Source organism: Enterobacter sp. 5-4 (assembly GCF_000612205.1).
In the GTDB taxonomy this organism is placed as follows: Bacteria; Pseudomonadota; Gammaproteobacteria; order Enterobacterales; family Enterobacteriaceae; genus Enterobacter; species Enterobacter roggenkampii.
Genome location: NZ_JFHW01000011.1, coordinates 81,647 through 106,656 on the forward strand (window position 1 = coordinate 81,647; position 25,010 = coordinate 106,656).

The window sequence follows — 25,010 nt, forward strand, 5'->3', positions numbered from 1 at the left end:
TATGATTAAAACACCCGCTATTACTGGGTGCTGGTTGTCGTGGTGGTCGTGGTTCCGGTGTTGGAGCCATCACCGCCACCGGTTGCCGCCAGCGCGACACCCACGGCTGAACTTACGGTGCTGGCGCTGGCTGCGGTAGAACTTCCCGCAGACGCAGACGTCGCAGCCGAACCTGCCGCTTCCCCGACCTGAACCGGAGCTGCATAGACAGATGTCGCCGCAAGCGCAGATATGGCAAAAATGCCATACAGTACTTTCTTCATAACAATTTCCCTTCAATGAATGAATGGAGATTTGCCCGAAAAGAATTTCAGGCGGAATCGAGTATACACAACTCATGCCGTGGGTTTGCCGTAAGGGGAAATAGAGGGTGGGTTTTCAGACTAATGGATAAAATCGAAATGAAAGACAAAGAGGTAAAATATTAAATAACGATAAAACAATAACTTATAATATTGATATATTAAGTTCCTTCTGCGTATTTTCTTAAAATAAACCGCAGCAATTAACGGGTTAAACGTCTTTTTCAGATTAAACTCAGAACCAGAATTTGAGTTAACTAACAGACATCAGGAATTATCTGATAAAAAAATGCCGGCATTAAGCCGGCACGTTTTCATGGCGTTTTAATTACGCACGCCATGCTTTATAACGGTTGATCAACCCATTGGTCGAGCTGTCATGGCTGGTAATCGCGTTATCGTCACCCAGCTCTGGCAGAATACGGTTTGCCAGCTGTTTACCCAGCTCAACGCCCCACTGGTCGAAGGTGAAGATGTTCAGGATCGCGCCCTGCGTGAAGATTTTGTGCTCGTACAGGGCAATCAGCGCGCCAAGGCTGAACGGCGTGATTTCGCGCAGCAGGATGGAGTTGGTTGGACGGTTACCTTCGAACACTTTGAACGGCACCACGTGCTCCAGCGTTGCCGGATCTTTACCCTGGTCGCGGTATTCCTGCTCAACCACCTCGCGGGATTTACCGAACGCCAGCGCTTCGGTCTGGGCGAAGAAGTTGGACAGCAGCTTCGGATGGTGGTCGGACAGCGGATTATGGGTGATAGCCGGGGCGATGAAATCGCACGGTACCATTTTGGTGCCCTGGTGAATCAGCTGATAGAACGCGTGCTGACCGTTAGTGCCCGGCTCGCCCCAGATGATTGGGCCAGTCTGGTAATCCACCGCGTTGCCGTTACGGTCCACGTATTTACCGTTGGATTCCATGTTGCCCTGCTGGAAGTAAGCAGCAAAGCGGTGCATGTACTGGTCATACGGCAGGATCGCTTCGGTTTCAGCGCCAAAGAAGTTGTTGTACCAGATACCGATCAGCGCCAGCAGCACCGGCAGGTTTTTCTCTGGTGCGGTGGTGGAGAAGTGTTTGTCCATCGCGTGCGCGCCGGAGAGCAGCTCAACGAAGTTGTCGAAGCCCACGGACAGGATGATAGACAGACCGATTGCAGACCACAGAGAGTAGCGGCCACCGACCCAGTCCCAGAATTCGAACATGTTCGCGGTGTCGATACCGAACTCGCTGACGGCTTTGCCGTTGGTGGACAGCGCAGCGAAGTGTTTCGCCACGTGCTTGTTGTCGCCCGCGGTTTTCAGGAACCAGTCGCGCGCGCTGTGGGCGTTGGTCATGGTTTCCTGAGTGGTAAAGGTTTTAGACGCAACCAGGAACAGGGTGGTTTCCGGGTTCACGTTCTTCAGCACTTCGGCGATGTGGGTACCATCGACGTTAGACACAAAGTGCATATTGAGGTGGTTTTTGTACGGGCGCAGCGCTTCGGTCACCATGAACGGGCCGAGGTCAGAGCCGCCGATACCGATGTTAACCACGTCGGTGATCGCTTTGCCGGTGTAGCCTTTCCAGCTTCCGGAGATGATCGCTTCGGAGAAGGTTTTCATCTTTTCCAGCACCGCGTTCACTTCCGGCATGACGTCTTTGCCGTCAACGATGATTGGGGTATTGCTACGGTTACGCAGGGCTACATGCAGCACGGCACGGTCTTCGGTGCGGTTGATCTTCTCACCGGAGAACATGGATTTGATGGCGTCCGCCAGTTCGGTCTCTTTCGCCAGATCCTGCAGTTTTGCCAGCGTCTCTTCGGTAATGCGGTTTTTAGAGAAATCCACCAGCATCAGGTCGTCGAAGGTCGCGGAGAACTTGTTGAAACGATCGGCATCTTTCGCGAACAGGTCCGCGATGGTGACATCTTTCATTTCATCAAAATGTTTCTGGAGTGCCTGCCAGGCAGCGGTCTGCGTTGGGTTGATGTTTTTCATTAGCAATACTCTTCTGATTTGAGAATTGTGACTGCGGTCGATTGTAGCGCCTGCAAATAAAAATTGTGATGGTTTTTATGCCATTGCCCTGGCCTGCATCAAACACAGGTGAAAAGACCCGAAAAGTATAGCTGCTGAAGCGCCCTCCTGGAGCGGAGAAATGTCGGTCAAAATGCCCTAAAACGAAGCATAAAATCTGGCCCTGTTATAAGTCCTGTTTCTCAGGGGTACCCCCCCATAAAAAATCCGCATAATCCCAGCATTGACAGGACCTCCCCCACATTTTATTTATAGGGCCGTATTTTGCGCCTGCACCTGTTTTCGTTTCATTCTTGTGCCATGGTCGCTTATTCATTCCCTGACACGAGGTTGTTATGACGAGTTTTGTGGTCGCCAAGTTTGGCGGCACCAGTGTGGCCGATTACGATGCCATGAACCGCAGCGCCGATGTGGTGCTGGCCGATCCGAATACCCGCCTGGTGGTGCTGTCTGCATCCGCCGGCGTGACGAACCTGCTGGTTTCTCTGTCTGAAGGACTGGAAGCGACAGAACGTTTCGTGAAGCTGGATGCACTGCGCAAAATTCAGTTCGACATCCTTGAGCGTCTGCAGAACCCGAACGTCATCCGCGAGGAAGTGGAACGCCTGCTGGAAAACATCACCACGCTGGCAGAAGCGGCCTCTCTGGCCACCTCCACCGCCCTGACCGATGAGCTGGTCAGCCACGGTGAGCTGATGTCCACCCTGCTGTTTGTGGAAATCATGCGCGAGCGTAACGTTCAGGCGCAGTGGTTTGACGTACGCAAAATCATGCGTACCAGCGACCGCTTTGGCCGCGCCGAGCCGGACGTTGAAGCGCTGGCCGAGCTGACCAATCAGCAGCTGGCCCCGCGCCTGGCAGACGGCATCGTGATCACTCAGGGCTTTATCGGCAGTGAAGCGAAAGGCCGCACGACCACGCTTGGCCGTGGCGGCAGCGACTATACCGCCGCGCTGCTGGGCGAGGCCCTGCATGCTACGCGCGTCGATATCTGGACTGACGTTCCGGGCATTTACACCACCGACCCGCGCGTTGTTTCCGCGGCGAAACGTATTGATGTGATCGCGTTTGAAGAAGCGGCGGAAATGGCCACCTTCGGCGCGAAAGTGCTGCACCCGGCCACGCTGCTGCCTGCTGTGCGCAGCGATATTCCGGTCTTCGTCGGCTCCAGTAAAGATCCAAAAGCGGGCGGCACGCTGGTCTGCAAGAAAACGGAAAACCCGCCGCTGTTCCGCGCCCTGGCCCTGCGCCGTCGCCAGACGCTGGTGACGCTCCACAGCCACAATATGCTGCACTCCCGCGGTTTCCTGGCGGAAGTGTTTGGTATTCTGGCGCGCCACAATATCTCCGTGGATCTGATCACCACCTCGGAAGTGAGCATTGCATTGACGCTGGACACCACCGGCTCCACATCAACCGGTGATACCCTGCTGACGCAGTCGCTGCTGATTGAGCTGTCCGAGCTGTGCCGCGTGGAAGTCGAAGAAGACCTGGCGCTGGTTGCCATTATTGGCAACAAGCTGTCGCGCGCCTGCGGCGTGGGCAAAGAGGTGTTTGGCGTACTCGACCCGTTCAACATCCGCATGATTTGCTACGGTGCGTCCAGCTATAACCTCTGCTTCCTGGTGCCAGCCGATCAGGCCGAGCAGGTGGTGCAGAAGCTTCATCAGAATTTGTTTGAATAAGCGCAAGAATGGCCCGGGCGTTTTCACTACCGGGCCATTCTTTAGCTTTTCATTACTGTTCTCATCAGCAGCGAATCCAGATCTTTTAAATTTCCTTCTCTGCTGTCGGGTAGTACAGGCGGCACTTCTCCTCTCACCAGCTCACTTTGCAAAAAAGCGTGGAGTAAGGGCCGTTTAGGACCATATTCCGCTTCACCTGCGCGCTGTTTTATTTCCAGTAATCCATCGATTTCCGCACGTAACGGCGCACACAGTTCGCTCCCGGCAAGCAGTTCGGCAAAACGCATCGGTGGAACGCCTTTCCCCGCTTCTACCCACCGCGCCGCCAGCAAAGGTCGCAGAACATAAAAGTACTTTTTCAGCCGAACCGTTTCCCCCTGTAAATATCCACGGAAGTTTTTTCGGGCCATTGAGTAGTAATGCCAGCGGGCGCGCAATGGCGAAAACCACGCAGGTATTAGCGCGCGCAACTCGGCCACTACCGTCTCATCCTCCTGATAAACAACAGGGGAATCCAGCCACTCGATAAGCGTCGGGTTTGCCCCCTTCAGCAGGCCCAGTGCCTTGCGCCATTCCCAGCCACAAACGTCCAGTTCATCATCTATCGGCAGCTCGATCACATCCCGCTGGGATTCGACGCGCAGATACCATTCTGGGCGGTGAACGTACAAAAACCGCACATCATAATCGCTATCCGGTGAGGCAAAACCCCATCCCCGGCTGCCCGATTCACAGGCGTAGAGCACGCGCACGTTATAGCGCTGCTCTATATCGCGAAGTTGCGCGCAGACACGTGCGCGCATCGCGCTATCAACATCGTTGTTGCTCATTTTTTTATCCTTTTACACACACTACCTGACGCAGGGTGTGAACGATCTCCACCAGCGACGATTGCGCGGCCATCACGGCGTCAATGTCTTTATAGGCCATCGGCGTTTCATCGATCACCTCATTGTCTTTGCGACACTCTACGTGAGAGGTCGCCTGAATATGGTCGCTAAGGGTATAGCGTTTTTTGGCCGCCGTTCGGCTCATCACTCGCCCGGCGCCGTGGCTGCAGGAACAGAAGCTTTGCTCGTTGCCGAGGCCACGCACGATGAAGCTCTTTGCGCCCATTGAGCCCGGAATAATCCCCATCTGCCCTTTCTGCGCCGACACCGCACCTTTGCGCGTGATCAGTACCTCTTCCCCAAAGTGATGCTCTTTCTGCACATAGTTGTGATGGCAGTTAACCGCCTCCTGCTGCGTAATAAAGGGCTTTGTCACTTCGCGAGAGAGCGCCGCCAGCACGCGCGACATCATCACTTCCCGATTGTGGCGGGCAAAATCCTGCGCCCACTCCACCGCCTCGATGTAGTCCTCATAGTGACGACTCCCCTCCTGAAAATAGGCCAGATTTTTATCCGGCAGATGTCCCAGGTGATGCTGCATATCCTGCTGTGCCAGGGCGATAAACACATTACCGATGGCGTTTCCTACGCCGCGCGAGCCGCTGTGCAACATCACCCAGACGCGCTGCTGCTCATCGAGGCAAATTTCAATAAAGTGGTTTCCGGTACCCAGCGTGCCCAGATGCTGGTAGTTGTTGGTTTTCAGCAACTGCGGGTATTTATCCGTGAGTTGTTTAAAACGTGGGGCCAGCACCCACCAGCGATCGTCCACTTCTTTCGGTGGCGTTTCCCACGCGCCTTTATCCCGTCGAGAACGGGTATTAGTTCTCCCATGCGGTACTGCCTGTTCAATGGCGCTACGTAAACCGCTGAGATTATCCGGCAAATCACCGGCCACCAGCGACGTGCGAACGGCAATCATCCCGCAGCCAATATCCACGCCAACCGCCGCAGGAATAATTGCCCCTTTGGTCGGAATCACGCTGCCGATGGTTGAGCCTTTACCGAGATGAACGTCGGGCATCACCGCAAGGTGTTTGAAAATAAACGGCATCTTTGCAGTATTCAGTAACTGCGCCTGTGCCTCTGGTTCCACGGGCACACCGTGAGTCCAAATTTTGATCGGGGCGCCGTTTGACGCCGTCAGTAATTCAAAATCATTCTGTTGCATTGCGTTATCCTTTCAGGTTAACAAGGCCGTGTAATACCTGGTCCAGGCCACCAAATACTGAAATTTTGTCGATACGCTCCGCGACCCTTTCCAGGGTTTCCAGCTCTTTTAAACGCAGCGCCACCGGGTTGTTCTCCATCACCTTTGCGGTGTTTAACAGCGATCGTGTCGCCGCCGTTTCTTCACGTCGGCGAATAACATTCGCCTGGGCAGATTTTTCGGCCTCTACCAGACGGGATAAAATCGTTTTCATATCACCAGGTAAAACAATATCTTTTACCCCAAGCGACGCAATTTCCATTCCAAAGGATGACAGGCGGCCTTGCACCTGTTTGCTGACCACCTCATCAATGATCTGCTTATCTTCCAGTAACTCATCGAGCGTGCGGGTGCCGACCGCCTCACGCAGTGCGAACTGGAGTTCGCGGTACAAATGTTCCAGCGGTTTCGTAAGCTGTCCGCAGGCCTGCAGCACGTCGCTGTAGCGCCAGTTAGCCGCCAGGTTCAGGCGCAGGTTAACTTTGTCCTTCGTCAGGATCTCCTGCCCGCTCACTTCCACCACCTGAAGGCGCGTATCCACGACCTCTGCCTCAACCAGATGGTTAATTTTCCAGTAGGCCGTCAGTCCCGGCGGTAACAGTGCCTGAATTTCTCCGTCGATTTTCACCACCCCGACGTGCCAGGCAGGTACCTGTACGACCAGCATCGCGTCGCGCCCCTTTAGCGCGCCATTGCGACGCGGTTGCAGAGCAGCATTCATCACGTCCACCGGTACCCGCACGTCGCGGGTATCAATTCTTTGCAGGGTCAACGCCGCATCCTGCTGCCAGTACAGACGACGAGTCGAAGGCGGCACAATTTCCTGCAATACGCCGTTGTTCGATAACACCCCGATTTCATCCGCAGTAAGGTCTACCGCCAGGCAGTAACGTACCACCCAGTCAGGCTGAAAGCGGCGCAGATAATCCGCCAGCGCACCCGGCACCTCGCTGCCATCCTGGCTCACCACCAGCACGTCGTCAGTATTGAACCAACCCAGACGGTGTTCACCCGCCTCCAGTACCCGGTAATAATCGCCAGCTTTTGCTACCAGTCCTAACTGACCTTTTTTTATCGTGATTTTCTTAGCCATTTTATATTCCTTAAAGTCAGGCGCGGGTGCAGGCACGAAATCACAGGGGAATGCCTTTTCGCCTGCGATCCGGCGCCATTACCGGCGACCTTCATTGGGATTGCTGACTGCGCAATCCCCGTTTTTACTTTGATGTTTACAACCAGTTTTCATTGGGAGAATGAATCGGGAATCGAACCCTTCTGTCTGTCATTAGTTGACGGAACGCCCCCGGAAAACAGCCTTGCCGTTCCTGGTGCGCCGACGGGGCCTTAACCCCCAGTGTGCTCAACGTCGTGACGTTATCTGTATTGCCAGAAGCGTGCCAAAAACAAAAATCGCCGTTTTATTTTTTTATTTTATTGATAATTAATGCTTTTTATTTATCACGCTTTTCATGCATTGCCGTTCAGCTCAACATTTCTTATCCTGCTATATCGGCAATTATCTTTCTGGATAAATATGAAGAAGCGGAAGGTGGTGATCGGGGTGCTTGGCACCGTGATGGATAAACGGGGAAAGCGGGCTAATCGCTTTCGCAAATGGCGACCGACCGTCGGGCTGTGCCAACAGCCGGATTTCCCGGTCGACAGGCTGGAGCTGCTACATCAACCGCGAGATCTCGGCATGGCTCAGCAACTGGCGGAAGATATTGTGCTGGTTTCCCCCCACACCGAGGTGCGTCCCAGCACGGTAACCATTGAAGACCCGTGGGATTTCGAAGAGGTTTATGCCGCGTTTCTCGATTTCGCCACCCAGTACACTTTTGATACCGATCGCGAAGAGTATTTCGTCCACATCACCACCGGCACGCATGTGGCGCAGATCTGCTGGTTCCTGCTGACGGAAGCACGCTATCTTCCCGCCAGCCTTTTGCAGACTGGCCCTGCCAGAAAAGAAGCCTCTGCTGAGGAGACTGCAGCCGGAACTTACTCAATTATCGACCTGGATTTAAGCCGCTACACGACCCTTACCAACCGTTTTCAGCGCGAGCAGCAGCAGTCAATCTCATTTCTGAAAGCGGGCATTGAGACGCGAAATGCCACCTTTAACAGTCTGATCGACAAGATTGAACGCGTGGCGCTACGTTCAACAGCCCCGATCCTGCTGACCGGCCCCACCGGCGCGGGCAAGTCGTTCCTCGCGAACCGCATTTATCAGCTTAAGCAGTCACGCCATCAGGTTTCCGGCAAACTGGTTTTTCCGTCAACTGCGCGACCCTGCGCGGTGATAACGCCATGTCCACGCTGTTCGGCCATGTGAAAGGAGCCTTTACCGGCGCACTGTCGGCGCGCAGCGGCCTGCTGCGTGAAGCCGATGGCGGCGTCCTTTTCCTCGACGAGATTGCCGAACTAGGCCTGGATGAACAGGCGATGCTGCTCAAAGCCATTGAAGAGAAAACTTTTTTCCCGTTTGGCTCCGATAAAGAAGTTCACAGCGATTTTCAACTTATCGCCGGAACCCACCGTGATATGCGCCAGTGGGTGGCAGAAGGACGTTTTCGTGAAGATCTCTATGCCCGTATTAATATGTGGAGCTTTGCCTTACCCGGCCTTGCCCAACGGAAAGAAGACATCACGCCGAATGTTGACTACGAACTTCAACGTTTCTCTCGCGAAAGCCAGACGCAAATCCGCTTCGATAAAGAGGCACGCGAAGGCTATCTGGCCTTTGCCTGTTCCAGCAGAGCGCTGTGGCGGGGCAACTTTCGCGAACTGAGCGCCAGCGTCGCACGCATGGCGACGCTGGCGGAACGAGGGCGTATTACTCAGGATCTGGTGCTGGAGGAGATCTCACGTCTTCAGACCGACTGGCAAACTGACGTGACGCAGCCTGCAACTGACATGGAGATTGACCTCTTTGACCAGCGGCAACTGGAAACGGTGCTGGAGGTATGTCGCCGCAGCGCATCGTTGTCTGAAGCCGGACGTGAGCTGTTTGCCGTTTCACGGCTCAAAAAAGCCAATCCTAACGACGCCGACCGACTGCGCAAATATCTGGCTCGCTTTAGTCTGAGCTGGGAAAGCATCCGGTCATAATTCATTTGAATATTACTTCCTTACGCGATAAACAATAACTATAGCCGGGCTCGATCCCGGCTTTTTATAACAAACACACGCAACATTCATCGCAAGGAAATCATTATGTTATCCGCTATTACGCGGCTGTTCCCGTTATGGGCGCTGCTGCTCTCCGTACTCGCGTATTACACGCCCACCACGTTCACCGGTATTGGTCCGTGGGTCGCCACGCTGCTGATGCTGATCATGTTCGGTATGGGTGTGCATCTGAAAGTAGACGATTTTAAGCGCGTGCTGTCTCGCCCTGCGCCCGTCGCGGCAGGAATATTCCTCCACTACCTGGTGATGCCGCTCGCGGCGTGGCTGCTGGCGATGGTCTTTAAGATGCCGCCCGACCTCTCCGCCGGGATGGTGCTGGTGGGCAGCGTCGCCAGCGGCACGGCATCCAACGTCATGATCTATCTGGCGAAAGGCGACGTGGCGCTCTCCGTCACTATCTCGTCCGTCTCCACGCTGGTTGGCGTGATTGCCACGCCGCTGTTAACCCGCCTGTACGTGGATGCGCATATTCAGGTGGACGTGATGGGGATGCTGCTGAGCATTCTGCAGATTGTAGTAATCCCGATTGCGCTGGGACTGGTCATTCACCACCTGTTCCCGCGCGTGGTGAAGGCCGTTGAGCCGTACCTGCCCGCGTTTTCGATGGTCTGTATTCTGGCGATCATCAGCGCAGTGGTGGCGGGTTCCGCCTCGCACATAGCTTCCGTGGGCTTTGTGGTGATCGTTGCGGTGGTGCTGCATAACACCATTGGCCTGCTGGGCGGCTACTGGGGCGGGAAACTGTTTGGCTTCGACGAATCGACCTGCCGCACGCTGGCAATCGAGGTAGGGATGCAGAACTCCGGCCTGGCGGCGGCGCTCGGCAAAATCTACTTCTCGCCGCTGGCGGCCCTGCCGGGTGCGCTGTTCTCCGTCTGGCACAACCTCTCCGGCTCGCTGCTGGCGGGCTACTGGTCCGGCAAACCGATTGAGGAACAAACGAAAAAAGATGCGGTGAAACAGGGTTAATTGACTCAGCTTGCTTTACACTGAAGCCTCTCTCTCATGAGGCTTCAGCAATGGCGACACCACGTTTGACCCAGAAAGACATGACGGAAGCCGAGCAGCGCGAACTGAAAACGCTTCTCGACCGCGCCCGCATCGCGCATGGCCGTACGCTGACCAACGCCGAAACCAATCAGGTGAAAAAAGAGTACATCGACAAACTGATGGCGCAGCGTGACGCCGAGGCGAAAAAAGCCCGCAAGCTGAAAAAGCAGCAGGCTTATAAGCCGGATACTGAAACGACCTTTTCCTGGTCGGCCAATACCTCTACCCGTGGAAGGCGCTAGCTAGCGCCCTTTCTTTTTACGGCCAGGCTGGGTAAATCGCTTCCCGTTACCCGGTTTGCCGCGTCCTTTCTCTTCCGCCTGCGGCGCCTTCACGACCGGACGTTTAATCGCCTGGGTTTTCGGTTTGGCTTTGGCCTTCGGCTTCGCTTCGGACGAGGAGTTCTCGATAAGCTTGAACAGCTCAATCAGTTCGTCATCCGTCAAGTCGCGCCATTCGCCCAGCGGAATGCCGGACAGGCTGACGTTCATGATGCGCGTGCGCTCCAGCTTCGTCACTTCATAACCGAAGTACTCGCACATGCGGCGGATCTGGCGGTTTAAGCCCTGCACCAGGGTAATGCGGAACGCGAACGGCGCTTCTTTCTTCACCTTACACTTTTTCGTGACGGTACCGAGGATCGGCACACCGGCGCCCATGCCGCGAATAAAGTCGTCCGTGACCGGCTTATTCACCGTCACAATGTACTCTTTTTCGTGATCGTTACCGGCACGCAGGATCTTGTTGACCAGATCGCCGTGGTTGGTGAGGAAAATCAGCCCCTGAGAGTCTTTATCCAGACGGCCAATCGGGAAGATACGGCTGCTGTGGTTCACGAAATCAACGATGTTGTCCCGCTCACCGTCTTCCGTGGTGCTGACAATTCCAACCGGTTTGTTCAACGCGATAAACACCAGGTCTTCGGCATCACGCGGTTCGATGAGCTGACCATTCACTTTAACCACGTCGCCAGGCATGACCTGGTCACCAATCGTGGCGCGCTTGCCGTTGAGGAACACATTACCTTGTTCAATGTAACGGTCCGCCTCGCGACGTGAGCAGATCCCGCTCTCGCTAATGTATTTGTTTAATCGGGTTGATTGAGTTGGCAGCATAGTTTCTCCTGTGAAGGGCGAAATATACCTTAGGTATGGACTGGAAAAAAAGATTAGCCGACGGTAACTGAGACGGGTTTTTTAGTTTGCGAGACGCTTTCAGGATTTTGCATTCTGTCATTTACCCATGTGTTCAAGCCTTTTAGTTTTACTCTCCATGGAGAAGTGTTTGTAGTTTATAAATCACAGGGAGTAATATGAAGGAGATTGTTCAGACAGAATCCTTCCGACGCTGGGAGCAAAACTTAAAAGATCGACGAGCGAAGACCATTATCGCTTCCCGCCTCTTTCGGTTGGCAAATGGCTTAGCGGGCGACGTTAAACCCGTGGGAGAAGGTATAAGTGAGCTAAGGATCCACTTTGGTCCGCGCTACAGGATCTATTTTAAAGACCAGGGCAATTACATCATCGTGCTGTTATGTGGTGGTGACAAAAGCAGCCAGGCCAGAGACATACTGATGGCAAAAATGCTGAGCAATGTATCCCAATGGCAGGAGTGAATGAGCATGCATAAATTAACACCTTACGATCCCGCCAACGCGTTGGTGGATGACGAGGAAATCGCCGTGTTTATCGCTGATGCACTAGAAACAGGCGACTCGACATATATCGCTAAAGCCCTTGGTGTTGTCGCGCGAGCCAAAGGCATGTCGAACATTTCACAGCAAACCGGTTTATCACGTGAGCAGCTTTATCGGTCATTCAGTGATAAAGGAAACCCAACGCTCAAAACCACGCTCGCGGTCATGAAAGCATTGGGTTTTGGGCTAACACTCAAACACGCCGGGGATTAATACTCATCCCGCTGGTCATCTTCATCCGGCTGTTCCATCACGCTGTAGGCCACCGCACAGAACAACGAGTTGAGGCGCTTCATATCACCCAGCAGCCCCAGGTGGAGTGAGCTGGTCTCGATACTCTGCACGTTCTGCTGATGCAGGCGCTCAACGTGGGCGTGCGAGTAGCGGCGGTTAAGAATGCGGAAGCGATGCTTGTTGCGGCGCAGGCGGCGCGCGCTCGGCACGTCGCTGGAGAAGAAGACCAGCATCGCCAGCTTGAGGTTGCTGACCAGCTGTTCGTGCAGCGCTTCAAGCTCTTTTATGCCTTCAACGGAGAACGCCCGGCGGGCGGCCAGCGACTTATCGGCTATCTCGCTGCCCATGCGCTCAACAATATCGGAGGCCTGCTCAAGGTTGAGCGACATCTCAATGATTTCCGCCCAGCGGCGGGACTCCTCCTCCGCCAGCTCGTCCTGCGGCATGCGGGCCAGGTAAAGCTTAATGGCGGTATAGAGCACGTTGATATCGTCCGCCAGTCTGCGCAGCTCTTTCTCCTCTCGCGGCTCGCCGTGCATCACCTTTTGCAGCCCTTCGAGCATGGTTTCCATGGCGTCGCCCATGCGCAGCGTCTCGCGCGCGGCATTCGCCAGCGCCAGCGCCGGGGTGTCCAGCGCGGAGGTATCCAGATGCTTTGGTTTCAGGCGGGCGTCCAGCTCCGGTTCGTCCTGAATGAGTCGCTCGCAGAAGCGAGCCATCGACCCGGCAAAAGGGACCATCGCCAGGCAGCGCACCAGGTTGTAGAACACGTGGAAGTAGATCACCAGCTCCGCCTTCGGCAGCGGGAGGTTATCCATCAGGTTCGCCAGCGGATGGATAAAGGGCAGAATAATCAGGCTGCCCACCAGCTTAAACAGCAGGCTGCCGAGCGCCACGCGGCGGGCGGCAGCGTTGGCGGCGCTGTTATTGAGCATCGCCAGCAGGCCAGAGCCGAGGTTGGCACCGATCACCAGACACAGCGCGACCGGGAAGGAGATCGCCCCGGCGGCGGTGAGCGTGGCCGTCAGCAGCACGGCGGCCAGGCTGGAGTAGCTGACGATGGCAAACACCGCGCCAATCAACGCGTCGAGCATGATGTCACCGGTCAGGGAGGCGAAGATGACCTGCACGCCGTTGGCCTCGGTAATCGGGGTGACCGCCTGCACAATCAGCTCCAGCGCCAGCAGAATCAGCCCCAGGCCAATCCCCACGCGTCCAAGCTGGCCCGCCCGCGTCTGTTTGCGGCCGAGGAAGAAGATGACGCCGACAAAAATCAGCAGCGGCGACAGCCATGAGAGATCAAACGTCAGGATACGCGCCATCAGCGCGGTACCCACATCAGCCCCCAGCACAATGACCAGCGCCGGGGCCAGCGCCACCAGATCCTGCGCCACAAAGGAGGTGACAAGCAGGGTTGTGGCGTTGCTGCTCTGAACGAGTGCCGTTACGCCAATGCCTGCGCAGAAGGCGAGCGGCTTCTTCTCAACGCTGCTGCTGAGAACGGTACGTAAACGGGCACCAAATACGCGCATCACGCCGGTACGGACGATATGGGTGCCCCATACGAGCAGTGCGACTGCAGAGAGCAGATGTAACAGGGTCAGCACGGATGGTTTTCCTCCTTATCTTTATCGGTTTTCCTGAGGTTCCCTGCGCGTTGCCATGTCGGATGACGGCGACGCCTTATCTGACCTACGCACAGGCCCGGTAAGCGCACCGCCACCGGGTGCCAGGGATAGAACCTTATTTCAGTATAAGGGGTTAAGCGTAAGAAAGAGACAAGGCACCCATGAGGTGCCCTGTTTGTTGTAAGGAAAAGTGACGTTAGTCTGCGTCGTAGCCTAAATTCGGTGCCAGCCAGCGCTCTACTTCTGACACGCTCATGCCTTTGCGCAGGGCGTAATCTTCAATCTGATCGCGCTGAAGCTGCGCCACGGCAAAGTACTTGCTGTCCGGGTGGCTGAAGTACCAGCCGGAGACGGATGCGCCCGGCCACATGGCGTACGACTCGGTGAGCTTCATCCCGGTATGGGCTTCGACGTCCAGCAGTTGCCAGATCGTGCCCTTTTCGGTGTGTTCCGGACAGGCCGGGTAGCCCGGCGCCGGACGAATCCCCTGGTAGTTTTCGCGGATCAACTCCTCGTTGCTGAGGTTTTCGTTCGCCGCGTAGCCCCAGTGCACCTTACGCACGCGCTCGTGCAGGTACTCGGCGAAGGCTTCCGCCAGGCGGTCGGCGATCGCTTTCACCATGATTTTATTGTAATCATCGTGCTGCGCTTCGAACGCGTCCGCCAGCGCATCTTCTTCCAGACCGCCGGTTACCGCAAAGGCGCCAATATAGTCGGCTTTACCGCTCAGCTTCGGCGCGACAAAATCGGCCAGGCAGTAGTTGGCAAAGCCCACTTTCTCGGTTTGCTGGCGCAGATGGCGGCTGACTGCCAGCACGTGAGTGCGGGTTTCATCGCGGTAAATTTCGATGTCGTCGCCCACGCGGTTGGCCGGGAACAGCCCCACCACGCCGCGTGGGTTGAGGGTTTTCTCCGCGCTCAGCCTGTCGAGCATGTCGTTGGCATCGTTAAACAGGCGTTTCGCCTCCTCGCCCACCACCTCATCTTCCAGAATGCGCGGATATTTGCCCGCGAGCGACCAGGTCATGAAGAACGGCGTCCAGTCGATGTAGTTGCGCAGCGTTTCGATGCTGGCACTGACCTCCTGAACGCCCAGGCGATGCGCGACCGGCGGCGTATAGCTCGACCAGTCAAACGCCAGATCGTTATCGCGCGCCGCCTGGAGTGAAACTGGCGGGGTGCGCGGTTTCTTGCGCCCGTGCTGGATGCGAACGGTTTCGTACTCTTTGCGGGTGCGCTCAACAAACTCGTCGCGCTGGGTGTCAGAGAGCAGCGCGGAGACCACGCCCACCGTGCGCGAGGCGTTCTGCACGTAGACCGTCGGCCCGCTGTAGTTCTGCTCGATTTTCACCGCCGTGTGCGCCTTGGAGGTGGTCGCGCCGCCAATCAGCAGCGGAATGGTGAAGCCCTGACGCTCCATCTCCTTCGCCACGTTAACCATCTCGTCCAGCGACGGGGTGATCAGCCCGGAGAGGCCAATCAGGTCGGCATTCACTTCGCGCGCGGTCTTGAGGATTTTATCCGCCGGGACCATCACGCCAAGGTCGATAATCTCGTAGTTATTGCACTGCAGCACCACGCCGACGATGTTCTTGCCGATGTCGTGCACGTCGCCCTTCACGGTGGCGATGACCATTTTGCCGTTGCTGGAGCCTTTCTCTTTGCTGGCTTCGATAAACGGCTCCAGGTACGCCACGGCCTGCTTCATCACGCGCGCGGATTTCACCACCTGCGGCAGGAACATTTTGCCCTCGCCGAACAGATCGCCCACCACGTTCATGCCGTCCATCAGCGGCCCTTCGATCACTTCAATCGGCCGGGCTGACTGCTGACGCGCCTCTTCGGTGTCCTGCTCGATAAACTCGGTGATGCCTTTTACCAGCGAATATTCCAGGCGTTTTTTCACGTCCCAGGCGCGCCACTCGGCCTGCTGAACGTTGGCTGCGTCATCCGACTTGCTGCCGCGGTATTTTTCTGCCAGGTCAAGCAGCCGCTCCGTGGCGTCGTCGCGGCGGTTGAGGATCACGTCTTCTACCGCGTCGCGTAGCTCCGCAGGCAGGTCGTCATAAATCGCCAGCTGGCCGGCGTTGACGATCCCCATGTCCATCCCGTTGCGGATGGCGTAGTAGAGGAACACGGCGTGGATCGCTTCACGCACCGGGTCGTTGCCGCGGAACGAGAACGAGACGTTCGACACGCCGCCGGAGATGAGGGCATGCGGCAGCTCGCGCTTGATGTCCTCGCACGCGCCGATAAAGTCCTGGGCGTAGTTGTTGTGCTCTTCGATGCCGGTCGCCACGGCGAAGATGTTCGGGTCAAAGATGATGTCTTCCGGCGGGAAGCCTACCTCTTCGGTCAGTATTTTGTACGCGCGGCGGCAAATCTCAATTTTACGCGCGCGAGTGTCGGCCTGGCCCACTTCATCAAAAGCCATGACCACCACCGCAGCACCGTAGCGGCGGACCTGCTTCGCGTGATTAATAAAGGTATCAAGACCCTCTTTCATGGAGATGGAGTTGACGATGCCTTTACCCTGAATGCACTTCAGCCCCTTCTCGATCACCTCCCATTTGGAGGAGTCGATCATGATCGGCACGCGGGCGATGTCCGGCTCACCGGCGATCAGGTTCAGGAAACGCACCATCGCCGCTTCGGCGTCGAGCATCCCCTCATCCATGTTGATATCGATAATCTGCGCGCCGCTTTCCACCTGCTGGCGGGCAACGTCCAGCGCTTCGCTGTACTTCTCCTCTTTGATCAGACGCTTGAACTTCGCGGAGCCGGTGACGTTTGTACGCTCACCCACGTTCACAAACAGGCTGTCGTCGCCGATGGTTAACGGCTCAAGGCCCGAGAGGCGACAGGCAACCGGCAGTTCGGGCAGCTTGCGCGGCGGCAGTCCGGCCACGGCGTTGCTCATGGCGGCGATGTGCTCCGGCGTGGTGCCGCAGCAGCCGCCGACGATGTTGAGAAATCCAGACTCGGCCCACTCGCGGATTTGTGCCGCCATGGTGTCGGCATCCAGATCGTATTCACCGAAGGCGTTCGGCAGACCGGCGTTCGGGTGCGCGGTAACGTAGCATTCCGCAATGCGCGACAGCTCCTGCACGTACTGGCGCAGTACATCTGGACCCAGCGCGCAGTTCAGGCCGAAGGAGAGCGCGTCGGCGTGGCGCAGGGAGTTATAAAACGCTTCGGTGGTCTGGCCGGACAGGGTACGGCCGGAGGCATCGGTGATGGTGCCGGAAATCATAATCGGCAGGTCAACGCCCAGCGCCTCGAACTCCTCTTTCACCGCGTAAATCGCGGCCTTGGCGTTGAGGGTGTCGAATACCGTTTCAATCAGGATCAGATCGGAACCGCCTTCCACCAGCGCTCTGGTCGATTCACGGTAGGCAACAACCAGCTGGTCAAAGGTGATATTACGAAACGCCGGGTCGTTGACGTCCGGTGAAATCGACGCAGTGCGGTTGGTTGGGCCAAGCACCCCGGCAACGTAGCGCGGCTTGTCCGGCGTGCGGGCCGTCCACTCGTCGGCGCAGGCGCGCGCAAGCTTTGCGGCTTCAAAGTTGATCTCCGCCGACAGGGATTCCATCTGGTAATCCGCCATGGCGATGGTTGTCGAGTTAAAGGTGTTGGTTTCAACGATATCCGCACCCGCTTCGAAGTAGGCGTTGTGGATATCCTTGATCACGGACGGCTTGCTGAGCACCAGCAGGTCGTTGTTCCCTTTCAGGTCGCAGGGCCAGTCGGCGAAGCGTTCGCCGCGGAAATCGCCTTCACTCAGACGATAGCCCTGGATCATGGTGCCCATGCCGCCGTCCAGCACCAGAATTCGTTCATTTAACTGCGCACGCAGTTGCTCTACTTTGCTGCTCACACTTGCTCCCGACAACGCTCAACAAGGCCAAAAGGCTGCGTTCCATACTGGCACAATCTCGCAGGGTGGAAAAGTCGCTCAGCGGTAACATGAGACATGTTCACTATCACTCCTCCGATCAGTCAGGATAACGGTTGCAAATTCACCAAATAAAACGAAAATGATTTCCACGATACAGAAAAAGGAGATCGTCATGGTCGCGACCGTTCCCGCTAAACGCGGCAGAAAACCTGCTGCCACCACCGCTGCCGCACAACAGGGTGGACAGGTTCAATCGCTCACGCGCGGTCTGAAGCTGCTGGAGTGGATAGCCGAGTCGCACAGCAGCGTGGCCCTGACGGAGCTGGCCCAGCAGGCTGGTCTGCCGAACTCCACGACGCACCGCCTGCTGACCACCATGCAGCAGCTGGGCTTTGTCCGCCAGGTAGGCGAGCTGGGGCACTGGGCGGTGGGCGCGCATGCGTTTATCGTGGGCAGCAGCTTCCTGCAGAGCCGTAACCTGCTGGCGATTGTGCACCCGATTCTGCGCAAATTGATGGAAGAGTCGGGCGAGACCGTGAATCTGGCCGTGCTCGACCAGAGCGACCATCAGGCGATTATCATCGACCAGGTGCAATGCACGCAGCTGATGCGCATGTCCGCGCCGATTGGCGGCAAGCTGCCGATGCATGCCTCAGGGGCGGGTAAAGCGTTCCTCTCGCAGCTGACCGAGGAGCAGGTGACGGGGCTGCTGCACCGTAAAGGACTGCATGCCTATACCCACGCCACGCTGGTTTCGCCGGTGCATCTGAAAGAAGATTTGGCCCTGACCCGCAAGCGCGGCTATTCGTTTGACGACGAGGAGCACGCCCTCGGCCTGCGCTGTATCGCAGCCTGCATTTTTGACGAGCACCGCGAGCCGTTTGCCGCCATCTCTATTTCCGGGCCGATTTCACGTATGACCGACGATCGGGTCACTGAGTTGGGTGCGCTGGTGATTAAGGCGGCGAAAGAGGTCACGCTGGCGTACGGTGGGATTCGTTAAGCATGCATTGCCGGGTGGCGGCTTCGCCTTACCCGGCCTGCATGATGTCCTCTGAAAACCGGATGCAAAACCGCTGCTTGCGACGGTAAGCGTACACATCTTCCACGTGCCCGTTTTTGATCCGCGTTTGCAGTCCCCGCCAGTAGCTGGCGCGGAACAGATCGGCATGCATCTCTTCGAATAGCGGCCCGATGCGCGGATCGGCGCAGAGCCAGTGGCGAAACTCTTCGGGAAACACATCGCCCGGCGAAACGCTGTACCATGGCTCGCTGGAAAGCTCATCTTCCGGGTAGCGGGCCGGTGGGATATCGCGGAAGTTCACCTCGGTCATGTAGCAAATTTCGTCGTAATCGTAGAACACCACCCGACCGTGACGGGTGACGCCGAAGTTTTTAAACAGCATATCGCCCGGGAAGATATTGGCGGCGGCAAGCTGGCGAATCGCGTTGCCGTACTCTTCAATCGCATCTCTTAAAGCCTGACCGTCGGACTGCTCCAGCCAGATATTCAGCGGCACCATGCGTCGTTCAATGTAGAGATGGCTGATCGCGATTTTGTCGCCAAGATCGGTGATTTTGGCGGGTGCTTCCTGCAGTAAAAGCGCCATGAGTGCCGGATCGATCTGCTGCTTATCCAGCACAAAGTTTTCGAATTCCTGAGTATCCGCCATGCGCCCGACGCGGTCGTGCTCCTTAACCAGCTGGTAGCAGGCGCGGACGTGCGCGGCGGTCATCTCTTTCTGCGGCGCGAATCTGTCCTTAATCACCTTAAAGACCCGGTCGAAGCCCGGCAGCGTAAACACCAGCATCACCATGCCGCGAATGCCGGGCGCTTCGATGAACTGCTCATCGGCCGTGGTGACATAGCGCAGGTACTCCCGGTAGCTTTCCGTTTTAGCGTGCTTCTGGCAGCCAATGGCCATATACAGCTCGGCCGTGGTTTTGCCCGGCAGGATCTCGCGCAGCCACTCCACCAGCGCGGCGGGCAGCGGAGCGTACACCATAAAATAGGAACGGGCGAAGCCAAACACGATGCTGGCCTCGGCGCTGGTAGTCAGGCAGGTATCAACAAACAGTTCCCCGTCGTCGGTACGATGAATGGGCAGCAGAAACGGCACAATAGCCGTCGGCGTAACCAGTTTGCCCACCAGCCAGGCGGCTTTATTGCGGTAGAAAAGCTCGTTGGCCACCTGCAAATGGCTGTGGCTGAGCACCTCCGCGCCGAATGCTTCTTTGAGATGGGCGTGGATATACCCGATATCCCGGGCTTTATTCTCCCAGGGCAGACGCAGCGGCAAATCCGTCAGCACGCGATGCAGGAGCTTTTCCCATCCGTGCTCGGGAAAGAAATCTTTCGCCAGCGGACGCGGAATGGTACGAAAGCGCCGTTCAGGCTGGGAGCTGAAGATAAATAACCGCTCAGGAGATAATGAGCGGTGGTCAAATAACCGGCAATAGACGGAGTTGAAAAAGCTCTCCGCAATCTCGAAGCGCGGGTAGTCGGGTAACAGATGGGTGTAATGCTCTTTTACGCGCAGTAAAAATTCCGCGTCCGGACTTTTACCGTCGGTAATACAGCGCAGCTGCTCCACCACCAGACCCACGTGGTGGTCATAAAGATGGATACGCTGCTTCATGGCCTGCTGAACCGCATGCCAGTCTGCGTGTTCGAAGCGCTGCTGGGCGCCGGAGGTTACTTCCAGAAAACGACCATACTGGGCATCGAAGCCCTGCAAAATAGTTTGGGCAATCAGTAATTCCAGGCCACGCGACATATATTCCCCCTCACCACCAACCCTCTCCCCAGGGGGAGAGGGGGAAAAGATTAGAACTGTGCTTCTTCCGTTGAACCCGTTAAGGCGGTGACGGAGGAGGTGCCGCCCTGAATAATCGTGGTCACATTATCAAAGTAGCCGGTGCCCACCTCCTGCTGGTGAGACACGAAGGTGTAACCGTCTTTGCCCGCCGCAAATTCCGGCTGCTGCACCTTCTCAACGTAGTGCTTCATGCCCTCACCCTGCGCATAGGCGTGCGCCAGGTCGAACATGTTGAACCACATGCTGTGGATGCCTGCCAGCGTAATGAACTGGTATTTGTAGCCCATGTCGGACAGCTGCTGCTGGAAGCTGGCGATGGTTTTGTCATCCAGCTTTTTCTGCCAGTTGAAGGACGGCGAGCAGTTGTAGGCCAGCAGTTTGCCCGGGTACTTCGCATGAATGGCGTCGGCAAAGCGTTTTGCCAGCGCCAGATCCGGCGTAGAGGTTTCACACCAGACCAGGTCCGCGTACGGCGCGTACGCCAGACCGCGGCTGATCGCCTGCTCAATGCCCGCATGGGTGCGATAGAACCCTTCGCTGGTGCGCTCGCCGGTGATGAACTCGCTGTCGTACGGATCGCAGTCAGAGGTGATCAGGTCAGCCGCGTCCGCATCGGTACGGGCAATGACCAGCGTTGGCACGCCGAGCACGTCAGCAGCCAGACGCGCGGCAACCAGCTTCTGCACCGCTTCCTGTGTAGGAACCAGCACCTTACCGCCCATATGTCCGCACTTCTTCACTGACGCCAGCTGGTCTTCGAAGTGAACGGCCGCTGCACCGGCCTCAATCATCGATTTCATCAGCTCAAAGGCGTTCAGCACGCCGCCGAAGCCCGCTTCCGCATCCGCGACGATCGGCAGGAAGTAGTCAATAAAGCGCGGATCGTTGGGTTCGATGCCCGCCGCCCACTGGATCTGATCCGCACGGCGGAAGGTGTTGTTGATCCGATCCACGACCGACGGCACGGAGTTAGCCGGATAGAGCGACTGATCCGGGTACATGCTGGAGGCCAGGTTGGCGTCCGCCGCGACCTGCCAGCCGGAGAGGTAGATAGCCTCAATACCGGCCTTCGCCTGCTGCAGCGCCTGACCGCCGGTCAGCGCGCCGAGGCTGTTGATGTAGCCCTTTTTAGAGCCACCGTGCAGCAGCTTCCACATTTTCGCCGCGCCATTTTGCGCCAGCGTACATTCCGGATTGACCGAGCCGCGTAATTTCACCACGTCTTCCGCGCTGTACGGGCGGCGGATGCCTTCCCAGCGAGGTTGAGTCCACTCTTTCTTTAATTCTTCGATTTGTTGGGTACGGGTTTTCATGTGCAGATGCTCCATATTGTTATGTGGTGAGTTACGCCAGGAAGCGGTAGCCCGGCAGGGTCAGGAAGTCGATTAAGTCATCTGATGTGGTGATTTGCTCCATCAGGCGGGCAGCGTCGTCAAAACGCCCGCTGCTGAAGCGGTGTTCGCCCAGTTCGTCCTGGATCACCCGCATCTCTTCGGCCAGCATCTGGCGGAACAGGGTCTTGGTCACCGGTTTGCCGTTGCTGAGCGTTTTTTGATGGTGGATCCACTGCCAGATAGAGGTACGTGAGATCTCCGCCGTCGCAGCATCTTCCATCAGGCCGTAGATCGGCACGCAGCCGTTGCCGGAGATCCACGCTTCGATGTACTGCACCGCGACGCGAATGTTGGCCCGCATCCCCTCTTCCGTCCGTTCGCCCGCGCACGGCGCCAGCAGCTGTTCTTCTGCGATTGGTGCATCATCTTCACGGGTGACAAACAGCTGGTTTTTGTTGTCGCCGAGCACGCGGTTAAAGACCTCCATCGCCGTATCGGCCAAACCCGGATGGGCGATCCACGTCCCGTCGTGGCCGTTACGTGCTTCAAGCTCTTTGTCGGCTTTCACCTTGTTGAGCACCTGATTGTTGCGCTCTGCGTCTTTGCTCGGGATAAAGGCTGCCATGCCGCCCATCGCAAAGGCACCGCGCTTGTGGCAGGTTTTGATCAGCAGACGCGAATAGGCGCTCAGGAACGGTTTGTCCATGGTGACAACCTGACGATCGGGGAGCACGCGATCGGGATAATTTTTCAGGGTTTTGATATAGCTGAAAATATAGTCCCAGCGTCCACAGTTCAGACCGACAATGTGGTCGCGCAGCGCATGCAGGATTTCATGCATCTGGAATACGGCGGGCAGCGTTTCAATCAGCAGGGTGGCTTTGATGGTGCCGCGCGGCAGGTTGAAACGATCTTCCGCATAGCTGAAGACCTCGCTCCACCAGGCCGCTTCCTGCCAGGCCTGCGTTTTAGGCAGGTAGAAATACGGGCCGCTGCCTTTCGCCAGCAGGGCTTTGTAGTTGTGGAAGAAATAGAGTGCAAAATCAAACAGGCTTCCTGGAATGGCTTCTCCACGCCAGGTGACATGTTTTTCGGGCAGGTGCAGGCCGCGCACGCGACAGATCAGCACCGCCGGGTTCGGTTTGAGCTGGTATATTTTGCCGGCTTCATTGGTATAGCTGATGGTGCCGTTTACGGCGTCGCGCAGGTTGATCTGCCCCTCGATGACCTTACGCCAGTCCGGTGCCAGCGAGTCTTCAAAATCGGCCATAAAGACTTTAACGTTCGCGTTCATGGCGTTGATCACCATTTTGCGTTCTACCGGACCGGTGATCTCAACGCGACGATCCTGTAAATCTTCAGGGATGCCGCGGATTTTCCACTCGCTACGACGAATGGAAGCAGTTTCCGAAATAAAACCAGGCAACTTGCCGTTATCAATTTCCTGCTGCTGATGAATACGTGCCGCCAGCAGCTTATTGCGCTGCGGCGTAAAGCGGGTCACCAGTTCAGTCAGAAATTCTACCGCTTCTGCCGTTAATACTTGCTGTTCTTGCTCGCCATACGGCTGGGTAAAGGCCAGTTCATCGACCGTCGTTGCCTGTTGAGTCATTACTCTGCTCCTCATCAAAGATCCAAAATCACGCCCCCGATGCGAACGAAAGATCGTTGGGTAGTTTTCGCTCAGCAGAATTAAGACTATCTCTATTTTTTCTAAAATCAAAAACAATTTCCATTTTAATTATAAATTGCTATTAATTGATTGATTTTATTGAAATTAAAGTTTTAAAGAATGATGAGTGACATTTCGGAAATAAAAAAGGCACCCGAAGGTGCCTGATTTGAATAGCTGAAACGCTTTAGGATCGTTTAGTGCAGACGATTACTCCAGCGTCGGGTTCATGTGACGCAGATCGTATGGTGTTATCTGGTAGACGTAATAGTTGAGCCAGTTAGTAAAAAGCAAATTCCCGTGGCTGCGCCAGGTCGCTCTCGGTTTGTTTTGCGGATCGTCTTTCGGGAAATAGTTGTACGGGACATCCGGGTTCAGACCCGCTTCGACATCACGGAAATACTCTGACGCAAGGGTGTGCGGATCGTATTCAGGATGTCCGGTCACAAAGGCAATGCGCTTATCTTTACTGGCAAACAGGTAAGCGTCCCCATCTTCCGTTTCGGCCAGGATCTCCAGATCGGTGTAATCACGAATCAGCTGGGCCGGGAAATCGGCGTAGCGAGAATGCGGAGCCAGGAAAGAATCATCAAACCCGCGCGTCAGCAACGCATGGGGATGGAGAATATGGTGTTCGTATACGCCGGAGAGCTTTTCAGTGCGGGTTTGCTTGGGGATGCCATACAGAATATTCAGTGCGGCTTGTACCGCCCAACAGACAAACAGCGTGGACGTGACGTGATCTTTTGCCCATTCCAGCACCTGTTTGATCTGCGGCCAGTAAGCGACATCGTTAAATTCCACCAGGCCCAGCGGCGCGCCGGTCACAATCAATCCATCGAAGTTTTCACCCTGAATGTCATCAAAGTTGCAGTAGAAGTTGTTCAGGTGCTCAGAAGGCGTATTGCGAGACTCACGGGCGTCGATCCGCAGCAGTTGAATATCAACCTGCAGCGGGGAGTTCGACAGCAGACGCAGGAACTGGTTTTCTGTTTCGATCTTTTTGGGCATCAGATTGAGAATAAGCACCTTCAGCGGGCGAATTTCCTGACCTGTCGCACGTGAAGTCGTCATCACAAAGACATTTTCTTCACGCAAGAAATTGACGGCTGGTAGCTCGTCCTGCACCCGAATCGGCATAGCTTTATATCCTCACAACATACGTATAAACGTTTAGACATCCAGACAGCTAACGATACCCAGAAATGATCGGAATGTCGAGTCTGCAAGGTGAAGGTGAGAAAGTTTCAGGGAGAGGGAGAGGAAGAAAAACAAAAGCAAAAAACCCCGCACCTTTCGGTACGGGGTTCTTCTTGTTTGATGCCTGGCAGTTCCCTACTCTCACATGGGGAGACCCCACACTACCATCGGCGCTACGGC

General features: G+C 56.1%; 18 protein-coding genes and 1 pseudogene. 7 read left to right on the top strand and 12 right to left on the bottom strand.

Going from position 1 to position 25,010, the window contains the following annotated elements; genetic code table 11:
- Nucleotides 1-20 precede the first annotated feature (20 nt).
- Nucleotides 21-263 (bottom strand): exopolysaccharide production protein YjbE, encoded by a 243-nt coding sequence (gene yjbE / locus AA74_RS0108740; protein WP_008503423.1) that lies wholly within the window; start codon nt 261-263, stop codon nt 21-23.
- A gap of 367 nt (nt 264-630) precedes the next feature.
- Nucleotides 631-2,280 carry a glucose-6-phosphate isomerase gene (gene pgi / locus AA74_RS0108745; protein WP_023293545.1) on the bottom strand — a complete coding sequence of 550 codons (1,650 nt, stop codon included), beginning with the start codon at nt 2,278-2,280 and terminating at the stop codon, nt 631-633.
- Nucleotides 2,281-2,654: 374 nt separating this feature from the next.
- Here pgi and lysC point away from each other — a divergent pair, with 374 nt between their 5' ends.
- Nucleotides 2,655-4,004, top strand: coding sequence for a lysine-sensitive aspartokinase 3 (gene lysC, locus AA74_RS0108750; protein ID WP_008503421.1), 1,350 nt, complete (start codon nt 2,655-2,657; stop codon nt 4,002-4,004).
- Nucleotides 4,005-4,045: 41 nt separating this feature from the next.
- Here lysC and AA74_RS0108755 read toward each other — a convergent pair whose 3' ends face one another.
- Genes AA74_RS0108755 through AA74_RS0108765 form a run of 3 tightly spaced genes read right to left on the bottom strand, consistent with a single transcriptional unit; the run spans nt 4,046 to nt 7,197 of the window.
- Nucleotides 4,046-4,834, bottom strand: a complete 789-nt coding sequence (locus AA74_RS0108755; RefSeq protein ID WP_025912222.1) for a nucleotidyltransferase domain-containing protein — start codon at nt 4,832-4,834, stop codon at nt 4,046-4,048.
- A 4-nt stretch (nt 4,835-4,838) separates the two neighbouring features.
- Entirely contained in the window at nt 4,839-6,065 is a 1,227-nt protein-coding gene (locus AA74_RS0108760; protein WP_025912223.1) for an RtcB family protein, read from the bottom strand.
- Nucleotides 6,066-6,069: 4 nt separating this feature from the next.
- A complete protein-coding gene (locus tag AA74_RS0108765) occupies nt 6,070-7,197 on the bottom strand; it encodes a slipin family protein (protein WP_023618733.1) in 1,128 nt (375 codons plus the stop codon).
- 441 nt (nt 7,198-7,638) lie between these two features.
- Here AA74_RS0108765 and rtcR point away from each other — a divergent pair.
- The 3 genes and pseudogenes from rtcR (at nt 7,639) to AA74_RS0108780 (ending at nt 10,588) form a co-directional block, all read left to right on the top strand.
- Nucleotides 7,639-9,215, top strand: a pseudogene (gene rtcR / locus AA74_RS01000000122095) (RNA repair transcriptional activator RtcR).
- Nucleotides 9,216-9,320: 105 nt separating this feature from the next.
- Complete coding sequence (gene panS, locus AA74_RS0108775; RefSeq protein ID WP_023293551.1) at nt 9,321-10,265, top strand: ketopantoate/pantoate/pantothenate transporter PanS; 945 nt, start codon at nt 9,321-9,323, stop codon at nt 10,263-10,265.
- A gap of 50 nt (nt 10,266-10,315) precedes the next feature.
- Entirely contained in the window at nt 10,316-10,588 is a 273-nt protein-coding gene (locus AA74_RS0108780; protein ID WP_014830263.1) for a DUF3811 domain-containing protein, read from the top strand.
- On the opposite strand, the gene rluF is transcribed toward AA74_RS0108780, so the two are convergent.
- Nucleotides 10,589-11,461, bottom strand: coding sequence for a 23S rRNA pseudouridine(2604) synthase RluF (rluF, locus tag AA74_RS0108785; protein ID WP_008503414.1), 873 nt, complete (start codon nt 11,459-11,461; stop codon nt 10,589-10,591). It lies immediately after the preceding gene.
- Nucleotides 11,462-11,658: 197 nt separating this feature from the next.
- On the opposite strand from rluF, the gene AA74_RS0108790 reads away from it, so the two are divergent.
- Both AA74_RS0108790 and AA74_RS0108795 read left to right on the top strand, forming a co-directional pair.
- A complete protein-coding gene (locus tag AA74_RS0108790; protein WP_025912224.1) occupies nt 11,659-11,961 on the top strand; it encodes a type II toxin-antitoxin system RelE/ParE family toxin in 303 nt (100 codons plus the stop codon).
- A gap of 6 nt (nt 11,962-11,967) precedes the next feature.
- On the top strand, nt 11,968-12,255 hold the full coding sequence (locus AA74_RS0108795; protein WP_021242718.1) for an addiction module antidote protein: 288 nt from the start codon (nt 11,968-11,970) through the stop codon (nt 12,253-12,255).
- Here the strand turns inward: AA74_RS0108795 and AA74_RS0108800 are convergent.
- Nucleotides 12,252-13,883, bottom strand: coding sequence for a Na/Pi cotransporter family protein (locus AA74_RS0108800; protein WP_025912225.1), 1,632 nt, complete (start codon nt 13,881-13,883; stop codon nt 12,252-12,254). The two genes, AA74_RS0108795 and AA74_RS0108800, sit on opposite strands and share 4 nt — an antisense overlap.
- A gap of 217 nt (nt 13,884-14,100) precedes the next feature.
- On the bottom strand, nt 14,101-17,784 hold the full coding sequence (metH, locus tag AA74_RS0108805) for a methionine synthase (RefSeq protein ID WP_025912226.1): 3,684 nt from the start codon (nt 17,782-17,784) through the stop codon (nt 14,101-14,103).
- Between the two features lie 193 nt (nt 17,785-17,977).
- On the opposite strand from metH, the gene iclR reads away from it, so the two are divergent.
- Nucleotides 17,978-18,808 (top strand): glyoxylate bypass operon transcriptional repressor IclR, encoded by an 831-nt coding sequence (gene iclR / locus AA74_RS0108810; protein ID WP_023293555.1) that lies wholly within the window; start codon nt 17,978-17,980, stop codon nt 18,806-18,808.
- 28 nt (nt 18,809-18,836) lie between these two features.
- Here the strand turns inward: iclR and aceK are convergent, their stop codons facing one another.
- The 4 genes from aceK to metA form a co-directional block, all read right to left on the bottom strand.
- Nucleotides 18,837-20,582: a bifunctional isocitrate dehydrogenase kinase/phosphatase gene (aceK, locus tag AA74_RS0108815; protein ID WP_025912228.1), complete on the bottom strand. Its 1,746-nt coding sequence runs from the start codon at nt 20,580-20,582 to the stop codon at nt 18,837-18,839.
- A 50-nt stretch (nt 20,583-20,632) separates the two neighbouring features.
- Complete coding sequence (gene aceA / locus AA74_RS0108820; RefSeq protein ID WP_008503407.1) at nt 20,633-21,937, bottom strand: isocitrate lyase; 1,305 nt, start codon at nt 21,935-21,937, stop codon at nt 20,633-20,635.
- 31 nt (nt 21,938-21,968) lie between these two features.
- Entirely contained in the window at nt 21,969-23,570 is a 1,602-nt protein-coding gene (aceB, locus tag AA74_RS0108825) for a malate synthase A (RefSeq protein ID WP_008503406.1), read from the bottom strand.
- A 270-nt stretch (nt 23,571-23,840) separates the two neighbouring features.
- Nucleotides 23,841-24,770 carry a homoserine O-succinyltransferase gene (gene metA, locus AA74_RS0108830; protein ID WP_008503405.1) on the bottom strand — a complete coding sequence of 310 codons (930 nt, stop codon included), beginning with the start codon at nt 24,768-24,770 and terminating at the stop codon, nt 23,841-23,843.
- Between the last annotated feature and the right edge of the window lie 240 nt (nt 24,771-25,010).

Coding starts and splice junctions, on each gene's coding strand:
- yjbE (WP_008503423.1), bottom strand. CDS start 263: ATGAAGAAAGTACTGTATGGCATTTTTGCCATATCTGCGCTTGCGGCG.
- pgi (WP_023293545.1), bottom strand. CDS start 2,280: ATGAAAAACATCAACCCAACGCAGACCGCTGCCTGGCAGGCACTCCAG.
- lysC (WP_008503421.1), top strand. CDS start 2,655: ATGACGAGTTTTGTGGTCGCCAAGTTTGGCGGCACCAGTGTGGCCGAT.
- AA74_RS0108755 (WP_025912222.1), bottom strand. CDS start 4,834: ATGAGCAACAACGATGTTGATAGCGCGATGCGCGCACGTGTCTGCGCG.
- AA74_RS0108760 (WP_025912223.1), bottom strand. CDS start 6,065: ATGCAACAGAATGATTTTGAATTACTGACGGCGTCAAACGGCGCCCCG.
- AA74_RS0108765 (WP_023618733.1), bottom strand. CDS start 7,197: ATGGCTAAGAAAATCACGATAAAAAAAGGTCAGTTAGGACTGGTAGCA.
- panS (WP_023293551.1), top strand. CDS start 9,321: ATGTTATCCGCTATTACGCGGCTGTTCCCGTTATGGGCGCTGCTGCTC.
- AA74_RS0108780 (WP_014830263.1), top strand. CDS start 10,316: ATGGCGACACCACGTTTGACCCAGAAAGACATGACGGAAGCCGAGCAG.
- rluF (WP_008503414.1), bottom strand. CDS start 11,461: ATGCTGCCAACTCAATCAACCCGATTAAACAAATACATTAGCGAGAGC.
- AA74_RS0108790 (WP_025912224.1), top strand. CDS start 11,659: ATGAAGGAGATTGTTCAGACAGAATCCTTCCGACGCTGGGAGCAAAAC.
- AA74_RS0108795 (WP_021242718.1), top strand. CDS start 11,968: ATGCATAAATTAACACCTTACGATCCCGCCAACGCGTTGGTGGATGAC.
- iclR (WP_023293555.1), top strand. CDS start 17,978: ATGGTCGCGACCGTTCCCGCTAAACGCGGCAGAAAACCTGCTGCCACC.
- aceK (WP_025912228.1), bottom strand. CDS start 20,582: ATGTCGCGTGGCCTGGAATTACTGATTGCCCAAACTATTTTGCAGGGC.
- aceA (WP_008503407.1), bottom strand. CDS start 21,937: ATGAAAACCCGTACCCAACAAATCGAAGAATTAAAGAAAGAGTGGACT.
- aceB (WP_008503406.1), bottom strand. CDS start 23,570: ATGACTCAACAGGCAACGACGGTCGATGAACTGGCCTTTACCCAGCCG.
- metA (WP_008503405.1), bottom strand. CDS start 24,770: ATGCCGATTCGGGTGCAGGACGAGCTACCAGCCGTCAATTTCTTGCGT.